10 protein-coding genes are annotated in these 11,973 nt (G+C 48.8%); 6 read left to right on the forward strand and 4 right to left on the reverse strand.

Translation table 11 applies throughout. The features are described 5' to 3' along the window. Nucleotides 1–31: 31 nt before the first annotated feature. Entirely contained in the window at nucleotides 32–2,911 is a 2,880-nt protein-coding gene (locus tag GKG41_RS05905) for a response regulator (protein ID WP_154257621.1), read from the reverse strand. Between the two features lie 194 nt (nucleotides 2,912–3,105). Here GKG41_RS05905 and GKG41_RS05910 point away from each other — a divergent pair, with 194 nt between their 5' ends. The 6 genes from GKG41_RS05910 (at nucleotide 3,106) to GKG41_RS05935 (ending at nucleotide 8,192) form a co-directional block, all read left to right on the forward strand. Beyond that, nucleotides 3,106–4,071 carry a D-alanyl-D-alanine carboxypeptidase gene (locus tag GKG41_RS05910; protein WP_154257622.1) on the forward strand — a complete coding sequence of 322 codons (966 nt, stop codon included), beginning with the start codon at nucleotides 3,106–3,108 and terminating at the stop codon, nucleotides 4,069–4,071. A gap of 91 nt (nucleotides 4,072–4,162) precedes the next feature. After that, nucleotides 4,163–4,816, forward strand: a complete 654-nt coding sequence (locus GKG41_RS05915; protein ID WP_154257623.1) for a response regulator transcription factor — start codon at nucleotides 4,163–4,165, stop codon at nucleotides 4,814–4,816. Further along, nucleotides 4,817–6,250 (forward strand): HAMP domain-containing sensor histidine kinase, encoded by a 1,434-nt coding sequence (locus GKG41_RS05920; RefSeq protein ID WP_154257624.1) that lies wholly within the window; start codon nucleotides 4,817–4,819, stop codon nucleotides 6,248–6,250. Beyond that, nucleotides 6,243–7,082 carry a hypothetical protein gene (locus GKG41_RS05925; protein WP_154257625.1) on the forward strand — a complete coding sequence of 280 codons (840 nt, stop codon included), beginning with the start codon at nucleotides 6,243–6,245 and terminating at the stop codon, nucleotides 7,080–7,082. The genes GKG41_RS05920 and GKG41_RS05925 overlap by 8 nt, the downstream gene beginning before the upstream one ends. Before the next feature lie 89 nt (nucleotides 7,083–7,171). Beyond that, entirely contained in the window at nucleotides 7,172–7,897 is a 726-nt protein-coding gene (locus GKG41_RS05930) for a M15 family metallopeptidase (RefSeq protein WP_154257626.1), read from the forward strand. 22 nt (nucleotides 7,898–7,919) lie between these two features. Further along, nucleotides 7,920–8,192 (forward strand): acylphosphatase, encoded by a 273-nt coding sequence (locus tag GKG41_RS05935; RefSeq protein WP_154257627.1) that lies wholly within the window; start codon nucleotides 7,920–7,922, stop codon nucleotides 8,190–8,192. 68 nt (nucleotides 8,193–8,260) lie between these two features. Here GKG41_RS05935 and arcC read toward each other — a convergent pair whose 3' ends face one another. The 3 genes from arcC to GKG41_RS05950 form a co-directional block, all read right to left on the reverse strand. Further along, complete coding sequence (arcC, locus tag GKG41_RS05940) at nucleotides 8,261–9,202, reverse strand: carbamate kinase (RefSeq protein ID WP_154257628.1); 942 nt, start codon at nucleotides 9,200–9,202, stop codon at nucleotides 8,261–8,263. A gap of 74 nt (nucleotides 9,203–9,276) precedes the next feature. Next, on the reverse strand, nucleotides 9,277–10,470 hold the full coding sequence (gene ygeW, locus GKG41_RS05945; protein WP_072848610.1) for a knotted carbamoyltransferase YgeW: 1,194 nt from the start codon (nucleotides 10,468–10,470) through the stop codon (nucleotides 9,277–9,279). Nucleotides 10,471–10,602: 132 nt separating this feature from the next. Further along, nucleotides 10,603–11,913, reverse strand: a complete 1,311-nt coding sequence (locus tag GKG41_RS05950; RefSeq protein WP_154257629.1) for a YgeY family selenium metabolism-linked hydrolase — start codon at nucleotides 11,911–11,913, stop codon at nucleotides 10,603–10,605. Nucleotides 11,914–11,973 lie beyond the last annotated feature (60 nt).

An 11,973-nucleotide genomic window follows, 5' to 3' on the forward strand; every position in this document is an offset into this window, starting at 1 on the left:
CAATTTCCTGTGCCTGAGGTGTCTTTTATGATTACAGTACTCTGTTCAGTTCCCTGAGCAGTGTAGTGATATCCAGCGGTTTTATAAGATAGCCTGACATACAGGCGGCATACGCTTCTTTTTTATCTTCCTCAAAGGCATTGGCTGTCATGGCGAGAATAGGCAATGTGGAGGAATCACTGCGGTTCATTGTCCGGATTGCTTTTGTGGCCTCAAGGCCGTCCATAACAGGCATTCGGATATCCATCAGGATTGCCTGATAGGTACCGGGGGGGTGGCTCTGGTAAGCGTCCACAGCTTCTTTTCCGTTGGAGGCCACGTCTACTGCGGCCCCATGAAGCTCCAGCAGTGTTTTGGCTATTTCCTGATTCAGCTCATTATCCTCAACCAGAAGAATCCGCCGGCCCTCCAATGGGGAGTCAGAGGCCTCTTTGGGGGCCATATCTTTTTTATCCAATTGTGAAAGCGTATCAAAGATGGAAGAGCGCAGCAGCGGCTTGGCAAGAAAATAATCTATCCCGGCCTCTCTGGCCTCCTGCTCGATTTCGATCCAGCTGTATGCTGTGATCATAATAATCATTGTATCCGGGCCAACCATGCGGCGAATACGCCGTGCAGTCTCAATCCCGTCCATGCCGGGCATTTTCCAGTCGATCATAGCAATGTCAAACACCCGGTGCTCTTCCAGGCTTTTGCTCACTTCTTCGATTGCCTCAAAGCCGGATGCGGCCCAGACCGTTTTGGCCCCGATATCCGCCAGAATGAAAGCAGTCTGCTTTCCCACGGAAGGGTCGTCGTCTGCCACTAACACGTGAAACCCTTTCAGGAGATTCTGACGCTTCCGGTTCCACTCTTTTTCAGCGTCATCAGAAACCAGCTGGAAGGGGATCGTAACCGTAAATTTACTTCCCTCTGCCTTAGTGCTCTCTGCCTTTACTTCTCCTCCCATAAGCTGAGCCAGGTTATAGACGATAGAAAGGCCCAGTCCGCTGCCCACGTTGTTCCGTGCGCTGCCAGGGGATTCCTGTTCAAATGGCTGGAACATCCGTTTCATGAACTCTTCTGACATGCCGATTCCCGTATCGCTGACTGTAAACTGCAGATAGGCAAACCCGTTGGTCCGTCTTTCTTCTTCTACATCTATGGTGATTTTCCCTCCGGAGGGGGTAAACTTTAATGCATTTGAGAGAAGATTCATCAATATTTGCTTCATGCGCAGGGAATCACCGATATAATGAGCATCCAAAGGCTCCTGGTGCCGCATTTCATAAGAGATCCCCTTTTCGACAGTCTGGGAGTATATGAGACCGTTCACTTCATCCAGAAATGCCTTAAAGCTAAAAAGTTCTCTGGCGATCTCCATCTTATCGGTTTCAATTTTGGACATGTCCAGTATATCGTTGATCAGAGAGAGCAGATATTGGGAGGAGGCATCAATTCTTCTAAAACAGTCCTGAACGACTTTTTTATCCTCCAGCTTCAGTTGCCCGATGGTACTCATACCGATGATGGCATTCATAGGTGTGCGGATATCATGGCTCATGCGGGACAGAAAGTCAGATTTGGCATGACTGGCGGCTTTGGCAGAGGCAAGAGCATCCCGGAGAAGCTGCTCCTGACGTGCCTTCTCCCTCCTCTGGGAATCCAGAACCTTAACCAAATCAATGGCAAGGATGTCGTCGTTGAAGGGGTTCTCTACCTTGATCATATGGACAGATATCCAGTGGTAGATGCCGTCTGCATCTTTTTGCTGAAGCTCCATGTATACTTCCTGCTCTCCCGCAGTGAAGCGTCTTATAAGCTCTTCCCTGCAAAAGGTAGCGGCAAAATCACTCTGATAGGAAGCATAAATATCGGGAAGGCTGCTGTTTATCATGTCAGTGTACAGACCTTCTTTTGGTGTGGAATAGCCATTCTGGCTGTAAGAAAAGCGGCTGTATGTATTCTTGGTCAGATTAAGGCTCATTATTTGAGGATAGGCCGTATGAATAGCAGCCCTAAGAAACCGGTTCTCCAAAACCCGTTCCTGCTCCTGAGCTTTCTCCAGGGATACCTGCTCAGTGATATCTGTAATCACCGCCTGTATGACCTCCAGACCGTCACTGTTAATAATCCTTCTCATAACAGCATTGATCCAAGCTTCCTCCCCGTTTTTCCTATAACATCTCCTTCGGTAGGTTCCCGCCTCCCCGTTCAGCGTCAGCTCTTCTATTATAGAGGCGATACGTGTATAGTCCTCGGATTCCGCCTCCAGAAGAGGGCTTTTTGCCCTATGGCGGAATTCCTCTTCCGAGGAGTACCCATAAATTTTCCAGGCCATAGGATTAGCGGATATCACTTCGTGATCCGGTTTGGTGGCAAACTGTATAATCCCGCAGGGAATGGTATTGTACAGATGTTCCAGAAACTGGGCCTGCTGTTCGTATTCCAGGCTTTTTGCGTTCAGAGCCAGCTGCAGACGCTGGTATTCCTCCCGGCCGGCCTCAACAGGAAATAATTCGTCATCTTTAATGGCAGCATAAGGGACTGAGTTGTGGATATGTACGGTTTCTAAGGCTTCCCCTTTCTCCCGGAAGATAAAGGTTACCCGCTGCCAGACATCTAAATACGCCTCACACCCCGGTTTGCTCCGCAGCCGGCTGACGCCTTCGCAGAGATAGGAGCCTCCGCCCAGATCCAAAGAGTGATATTCCTCATCAGACATATCACAGGCAATCATATCATCTTTTCCCATGCGAAAGCAGGCTTCTACCGCATCCCTGCCTTCTGCTTTCTGCTTTTCCCCTCCACCCAGCCATATGATATCATCCGCAAAAGTGGAGATCATAAATTCCAGATCAGAGTCGCAGAAATAGGTTTTTAATATTTTTCCGGCCAGCGCTTCCACTTCCGGCAGTGTCTTTTTTCCCATGATAGCTTCCTCTCTATCCTTCTAACAATTTCTTAAATCATAACATAGTTAGATCTCTAAAGAAAGCTTTTCTTAGCAGAAGAGAGGAGGATATCAGGGGCAGAATTAAGTAATTTTTAAGAGCTTACTAAGAGAATAGGATCAAATGCATTCCTTGTCTGTGCTTTAATTGTTATAGATAGGAGGAAGTAGTTATGACGAGAAAAAGAAGAAAGAGACGAAGAGGGATGAAGAGGCTGGGGAATCTGGCCGCAGTTTTTCTGCTGTTGGTTCTTTTGCTTCTGCTTCTGCCGGCCAGCAGGCAGATGGAAGGGCTTGTGTCAGGGAAAACCGGATTAGACAGCGCCGCACCAGGGGAAGTATTACAGATAGATGTAAAAAGTCCGAATGCAGTCTTACTCAGAAGAGAGGACGGCCGGATATTGTTTCAAAAAGGCGGCGGGGAGAAGATCTATCCGGCTTCTCTTACCAAAATCATGACAGTGCTTACAGCAATAGAACAGCTCCCGGATTTGGACGAGGAGATTCTCCTCCCGGCAGAGCTTTTCGACCCGCTGTACGCCCAGGGGGCGTCTATGGCGGGCTTCCAGCCGGGGGAACAGGTGAAAGCCAGAGATCTTCTCTACGGAGCCATGCTTCCAAGCGGCGCGGAGTGCTGTGTGGGGGTGGCCGAAAAAATAGCCGGATCCGAGGAGGAATTTGCCGCATTGATGAATAAAAAAGCAGAAAAATTAGGGATGAAGCATACACACTTTACCAATACCACCGGGCTTCCGGATGAGAACCATTATTCTACGGCAGAGGATATTGCCTGTCTTCTGGACAATGCCCTAAAAAACAATACGTTCCGGGAGATTTTTACCTCCTCCAGATACTCCACGGGAGGAACCAATCTGCATCCGGAGGGCATCACTTTTTACAGTACGCTCTCTCAGAGTCTGGAGGACCCGACATTTCCGGGGGGAGTAATCGAAGGCGGCAAGACCGGGTATACCCAGGAGGCAGGGCTTTGCCTGGCCAGTCTGGCAGAGAAGGACGGAAGGGAATATATCTTTGTATCTGCGAAAGGGGAGGGGAACCATCAGACAGAACCGGTGCATGTGGAGGATGCACTGTACGCATATAAAGCGATCCCGGCTTCCGGTGAAGGAACAGATTAATCCCTTCATTTCTGCAGAAAATCCTGGAAATGATACAATTTTGATACATCTTTGAGGTATAATGGATACAAATGATACAGGGGAGAAAAAGATGATCAAAATACTGATTGTGGAAGACGAAGAACCAATTTCGAATCTTATACGGATAAATCTTAGAAAGGCGGGGTACCTGTGTGACTGCGCCTTTGACGGTCTGGAGGCGGCGGACCGAATGGCGGAAGGGGGATATGATCTGATCCTTTTAGATATCATGCTGCCTAAGATTGATGGGTACGAATTGCTGGAATATGCCAAGACACTGGACCTTCCTGTGATTTTTATTACAGCTATGGGAACCCTGAACCATAAGGTGAAGGGGCTCCGCCAGGGAGCGGACGATTATATCACAAAGCCTTTTGAGATCGTAGAGCTTCTGGCCCGTGTGGAGAGCACTCTCCGAAGGTATCACAAGGCCCAGAAGATAATACGGATCCTGGATGTGGAGATTGATGTGCCTTCCCGGATCGTAAGACAGAACAAGGAGCAGGTGCTTCTCACTCTGAAAGAGTTTGAACTGCTGCTGCTCTTTGTGAGAAACAAAAATGTAGCGCTTTACCGGGAGACCATCTATGAAAATGTATGGGAGAGCAGTTATCTGGGAGACAGCAGAACGGTGGATCTCCACGTACAGCGGCTGCGGAAAAAACTGGGTTGGGAAAAGCATATAGTGTCTGTGTATAAAGTGGGATACCGATTGGAGGCATAGATGAAATTCCGTTGGAAGATCTTTTTCATTTTCATATCCTTCATTACTCTGATTTTCAGTATCTTCGGGGCGTGGATGGTAAATGCTACCTTTCAGACCTCTCTGGAGAGGGAAATTGACCGGGGAAAGTCTGAGAACCAGATGTTTCAGTTCGCTTTTGAGATGGCCCTGGATTCTCTTGGAGAAGAATATGTTGTGATGCAGGACAGCGTATTCCAGGATATCTCCAACTCTATGAGGGACGGGAGTGCGGGGGGAGAGAGTTTTATCCGGGTGTATGACAGAGAGGCAAAGCTGCTGTTTGACAATACAGGCATGGAAACAGATATGGACTTTATCTCCAGTCTGGACGGGGCGGCAGGGGGCTATCAAATCTACCATGATCCAGGGGAGAGAAACGACGGGTATTATCTGGCAGTCATATGCAGGGCCGGAGAAAAGGAAAGTCCTTTTTATCTGGAAAATATTATGGATATTTCATATATTTACAGGGAAAGAGAAGCTCTGTTTGCCAGATACCGCATAGCCATTCTGGTTCTTTTGGTTCTCACCGGGTGTGTAACCCTGATTCTCTCTCAGCTGCTCACCAGATCCGTGGTATCCCTGTCCCGAATCACCAGGCGGTTTGCCAAGGGGGACTATCAGATCCGGGCCAGGCATTACGGAGGGGATGAGATTGGAGAGCTGACTAAGGACTTTAACAGTATGGCGGACAAGCTGTCCAGAAAAATTGAGGAGCTTCAGGAGGCAGCCAGAAAACAGGAGGACTTTACGGCTTCTTTTGCCCATGAGCTGAAGACTCCGCTCACTTCCATTATCGGCTATGCCGATATGCTCCGTATGATGGATCTGAACCGGGAGGAGATCATGGAGGCATCCAACTACATTTATTCCCAGGGAAAGCGCCTGGAGAGCCTGTCTTTAAAACTGCTGGAGCTTATCGTGACCGATAACCAGGATCAGGAGCTTCGATTACTCTCTGTAAAGCCTCTTTTGGAGGAGGCTGGACGGGTAGTGGCGGCATCCCTGGCGGAAAAAAAGATTCATCTGGAGGAGGACATAGAGGAGGGGGAGGTCAAAGGGGACAGAGATCTTCTCATGTCCCTGTTCATAAATCTGATGGATAATTCCAGAAAAGCGCTGAAAGCAGGAGGCATAATATCCCTCTGGGGCAGGAGCCGGGGAGAGGGTTACGAAGTCTGCGTCCGGGATAATGGCTGCGGTATTCCTAAGGAGGAGCTCAGCCGGATTACAGAGGCCTTCTATATGGTAGACAAATCCCGTTCCAGAAAACAGGGGGGAGCAGGGCTGGGGCTGACTCTTTGCAGCAGAATTGTATATCTGCACGGAGCCAGATGGGAGATTCAGAGTGATCAGGGCAAGGGGACATCTATCTCTATCTTCTTTCCCGGAAAGGAGGAACTCAATGCATAGAGGGCGATGGAAATATGTCTTCAGCTTTCTGCTGGTCTGTATGCTGGTGATCACAGCTATCTTTCTTCCCCAGGCGTACTCAAGGCTGTGGGACGGCAAATATCAGGAACATGTCACCCTGTTTTCCAGAGAACAAAGTCTCATCTCCCATGAATATGATACCTCCATAGAGCAGAAAATAAAGATACTGACCCGGGAGGAGAGCGGCGGTGAACCCCTCCGGCCGGTCCGCCAGACAAGAGAAAATGCGGTCAGCCAGGAAAAGCTTGTGGAAAAGCTGACCGAAGAGCTGAAACAGATGTCAGCAAACAGTATGACAGACAGGATGCTATCCTACGATCTGCAAGACTGCTTTCAGTCGGCACAGCTTTATAGCGTAAAGGATAGCTCTGACACAGAAAATTCAGGAGACAGTGTATTATTCTGGCAGCTGAAGTTCGAGAACAGCGACGGCTTTTACGGGGAAGTATGCCTCGATGCATATACCTATACCATATACTGCATAAATGTTCTCCAGAGGATTTCTTATTCCAGGGAGATGCTGGAGAATTACCGAATATCTGCAACGGATGCGTCCAGGTCGGAGTCTATGGTGGATTATGAGGAAATCTTTGAAAGTATTCAGGCATATGCCACCGACTACCTAAAGGTAGAGGAGGGATCCTGGAATGCTGTGGGGATGGAAACAGAGGTTTGGATGCATGCGGTTCTGGGGCAAACGAAATTTGACATCAAAAGCAGGCAGACCTTTGATGACAGGGGATTTTATGCCCAGCTTGGGCTCGGCAGTATGCTGGACTGGACAGACAGCAATACCACAGAAGAAAAATGATACAACTATGATACAAAAAATAAACGTTTTCGATGCAAGAGAGGCTTATCCTTTAAGTCAGAGAAGAGACATAAGAGGAGGAATGCTGCATGAGAAGAAAATTATACTACCATTTTTCGATAGTTATCATAGCAGGCCTCTGCGTTCTTGGATGCTCTCCAAAAAAAAGCCGGGATGTGTCAACCTCTCAGGCCGAAGGAGAGACCATACAGGAAGCGGAGGCGGAAGCTGAAGGGGCTTCCAAATCAGTAAATAAGGAGGACCCGCTGCTGCTTCTTGTGAACAAGGATACACCGCTGCCCAAGGATTACGATCCTGAGCTGAAAGTGCTCAACAGCGGCAATAAAAGCGTTGCCGAAGTGATTTATAACGATCTGCGGGATATGCTGACGGCGGGGAATGCCCAGGGACTGAGCTTCTGCATTGCATCGGGTTACAGAAGTTCGGAGAGGCAGCAGGAGATTCTGGATCAGGATATCCGGAAATTAACAGCAAAAGGTATGGATTATGATACTGCTTATCAAAATGTAACAAGAACGGTAATGCCTGCAGGGTACAGCGAACATGAAACCGGTCTGGCAGTGGATATTACGGCTCTCTCCAATCAAATGCTGGACGAGACGCAGGTGGATACGCCGGAAAACCGGTGGCTGAGGGAAAACTGCAGCAAATACGGCTTTATTCTCCGGTATCCAGAGGGCAAGGAGGAGATAACCAAGATTGACTATGAGCCCTGGCATTTCCGTTATGTGGGAAAGGAGGCAGCCAGAGAGATTACGGAGAGGCAGATAACCTTGGAGGAATATCTGAAATAGAAAAAAGGGGAGGTTTCATTCAATGAAGATAAGACAAAGACTTAGAATTATGGAAAGCAATAATCAAAAGGACCTGAAGATTAAACTGTTTTTTCTGGCAGATCAGATGGGCCTGTCCGGCTGGATTCAACATGAAGCGGAGGGAATCGTAGCTGCGGAGATTCAGGGGGAAGAAGAGTGCCTGAATCTGTATCTGGAGCAGAGTATGGCGCTTTACCATATATCAAAGGACCGACTTATCTGTGGACCGGCAAAAAAAGGGGAGGCAGCCCGGGAGGGACTGAAAATCGGATAGAGATCACAAAGGGGTTTGGACTGTCTGCCATTGCAGCTGTCCAAACCCTCTTTTAAGTAAGAGAGGCTTTATTTATGAATCAGAGTTCCCGTCTCCCCTGCAATTCCGTCTTTTGCTTTCTCCAGCAGAGTAATCAGAGCCGTGCGCCCTTCCTTGGAGGATGCAAAATCAATGGCAGCCTGTACCTTAGGCAGCATAGAACCAGGGGCGAACTGCCCCTCCTCCGCGTACTGAAGGGCCTGTTCTACCTTCAGATCCGATAACCATTCCTGGTTCTCTTTCCCAAAGTTAATGGCAACTTTTTCTACTGCAGTCAGAATGATCAGATAGTCGGCATCCAGTTCCTTGGCAAGCAGACAGCTGGCAAAGTCTTTGTCTATAACCGCACTGGCGCCTTTGAGATGGTTGCCCTGAAGGGTCACAGGGATCCCGCCGCCGCCGCAGGCGATAACCACTTCACCGGATTCCACCAGGGAGCGTATGGCCTTGATCTCCACAATTTCTTTTGGCTTGGGAGACGCCACAAAACGGCGGTAGCCCCTTCCGGCATCTTCCCGCATAATATGGCCGTATTTGGAGGCAACGGTATCGGCCTCCTCCTTTGTGAGAAATTTTCCGATAGGTTTGGAAGGGTTCAAAAAGGCAGGATCCTCCGCGTCAACCCGGACCTGCGTTACCATGGTGGACACAGGAATGTCCTTGATGCTGCGATTCAAAAGCTCTTCTCTCAGTGCGTTCTGCAGATCATAGCCAATGTAGGCCTGACTCATGGCCACACACACGGAGAGAGGGGTGTTGGGCTGTGCAGGGTCTTCCCTGGAAAGGGCTGCCATGGCATTGTTAATCATTCCTACCTGCGGCCCGTTCCCGTGGGCCACGATAACCTGATGTCCTTCTTCGATGAGGTCGACAATGGCCTTTGCCGTGATCTTAACGGCAGCCATCTGTTCCGGCAGGGTATTTCCCAGGGCATTGCCGCCCAATGCGATAACGATTCTTTTTTTGTTCATTGTAAATTCCCCCTAAAAATAGATTGAGCCCGGGACAACTATGCGCGCCGCACAACCGCCCGGGCAGTTTTTACTTATTTAAAGACTCTCGGTGTGCCTTTTTCTTCCAGTTTTTTCAATACATCTGCCGGATCTGCGAATTTACTCAGCATAATCATAGCGGCGATAACATATGGCTTAAAGCTTGCTTCTTTGTAAAGAGGTGTCCTGTAGCGGTCAAATACGGTTGCGTCAACTTCGCCGGTCTCGCAGCTTACGCCGGTGATATCGGCAGGCAGGCAGTGGAGATAAAGCGCTTTTCCGTCCTTTGTGGTCTTCATCAGCTCTTCGGTGCAAGCCCAGTCTTTGTGCTGTGCGTTTTGTGCCAGGAGTTCTTTTTCCAGCTTATCAATGCCGTCAAAGTCCCCTTCACCGTAAAGATTGGTGCGTTTTTCCATGGCTGCAAAAGGCGCCCAGCTCTTGGGATATACAATATCAGCGTCTTTGAAGGCTTCTTCCATGCTGTTGGTTCTCTTGAAGGAACCGCCGGATTTCTCGGCATTTTTTCTGGCAACTTCTTCTACTTCTGGCATTACCTCATACCCTTCCGGATGAGCCAGGACAACTTCCATACCCATACGGGTCATCAGACCGATGACACCCTGGGGAACAGAGAGCGGTTTTCCGTAAGAAGGAGAGTACGCCCATGTCATCGCAAGCTTCTTTCCTTTTAAATTCTCAATGCCGCCGAATTCATGGATAATGTGGAGCATATCCGCCATACACTGGGTGGGATGGTCAATGTCGCACTGTAAGTTTACTAAGGTAGGACGCTGTTCTAAGATACCGTCTCTGTGACCTTCTTCTACTGAATCAGCTACCTCATGCATGTAGGCATTTCCCTTGCCGATATACATATCGTCACGGATACCGATAACATCTGCCATGAAGGAGATCATGTTAGCGGTCTCACGTACGGTTTCTCCGTGTGCCACCTGAGATTTGCCCTCGTCCAGATCCTGTACCTCCAGTCCTAATAAGTTACAGGCTGAGGCAAAAGAAAAACGGGTGCGTGTGGAGTTGTCACGGAATAAAGAGATTCCAAGGCCGCTCTCAAAGACCTTTGTAGAGATGTTATTTTCTCTCATAAAGCGGAGTGCGTCAGCTACTGTCCAGACAGCCTCAAGTTCTTCATCGGTCTTTTCCCAGGTGAGGAAGAAGTCATTGTTGTACATTTCCTTGAAATTTAATTTATTTAATTTATCGATATAATCCTGTAAAGTTTTCATAATGGGCGTAATCCTTTCTTTTATATAAATAGTTGGTAGTTAGAGACTCATTCCCTGTTATGCCAAATAGGGCAGAAAAAGGAGGGCAGGACAGGAAATGAGTATAGTTGCCGAACGTAACGGATAGGTCTGTTATTTGCAGTAGCAGGCAGGAAGAGCAGCATATACAGCAGCGCAGCATACCAGGTCAGCTTTCCAGGTCTTTTCATTGGGAGCGTGTGCCTGGGCTTCTGCTCCGGGTCCGAATCCGATGCAGGGGATCCCGTTTCTTCCCATGATGGACACACCGTTGGTAGAGAAGGTCCATTTGTCTGTTAGAGGACGGACTTTTCTCATGTCAGCTGTCTCGGCAGTACCGATGCGGCTGTCACCGTACAGGCCTTTGTAAGCTTCTTCCAGGGCTTTGGTTACCTCATGATCCTCCGGGATTACCCAAGTTGGGAAGTAGCACTCGATAGGGTATACCAGTCCGGTATAGGAAGGCCGCTCGTAATTGTACATAGATACCTTTACATCATCCCCGTATTTCTGAACACTTGGGAGTGCGCGGATTTCATCCAGGCAGCTTTCCCAGGTTTCTCCGGCTGTCATACGGCGGTCCAGGGAAACGGAACAGCTGTCGGCTACCGCACAGCGGCTTGGGGAGGTAAAGAATATCTCTGAGGTAGTAATGGTACCCCGGCCAAGGAAACGGGCCTCTTTCCAATCTTTGTTGTATGCTTCGTCCAGCATCTTAACCAGACCTTTCACCTCTGTGCCTTCCTCTGCGTCATTTTCATTAAGCGCACGCACGTCCTGCAGGATGTCAGCCATTTTGTAGATGGCGTTGTCGCCCCGCTCCGGAGCAGAACCGTGGCAGGAAACGCCCTGCACATCCACGCGGATCTCCATACGTCCCCGCTGTCCCCGGTAGATACCGCCGTCTGTAGGCTCTGTGGATACAACGAATTCGGGACGTACCTTACCTTCATTGATGATATACTGCCAGCAGAGTCCGTCACAGTCTTCTTCCTGAACCGTGCCTGTAACCACTACCCTGTATTTATCATTTAACATGCCCAGATCTTTCATGATTTTAGCACCGTATACCGCAGAGACAATACCGCCTAACTGGTCTGAGGTGCCCCGGCCTCCGATTTCGGTATCGGATTCAAAGCCTTCGTAGGGGTCAAACTCCCAGTTGTCTCTGTTGCCCACACCAACAGTATCAATATGAGCGTCATAACCGATTAAAGTTTTTCCGGTTCCCATATAGCCTAATACATTGCCCATAGGGTCAATGTCAACCTTGTCGAATCCAACCGCTCTCATTTCCTCTGCAATTCGGTCGATGTGTCCCTTTTCATCGGCACTTTCTCCGGGGATGCGCACCAAATCGCGCAAAAACTTTGTCATCTGCCCTTCGTAACCCTGTGCGGCTTCTTTGATTTTGTTATAGTCCATGGTAATATCCTCCTAATCCTTATATATGTTTGCTTGTTTCCTGGTTTGCGTGATCACTGT

The organism is Lactonifactor sp. BIOML-A5 (assembly GCF_009677585.1).
Taxonomy (GTDB): Bacteria; Bacillota; Clostridia; order Lachnospirales; family Lachnospiraceae; genus Lactonifactor.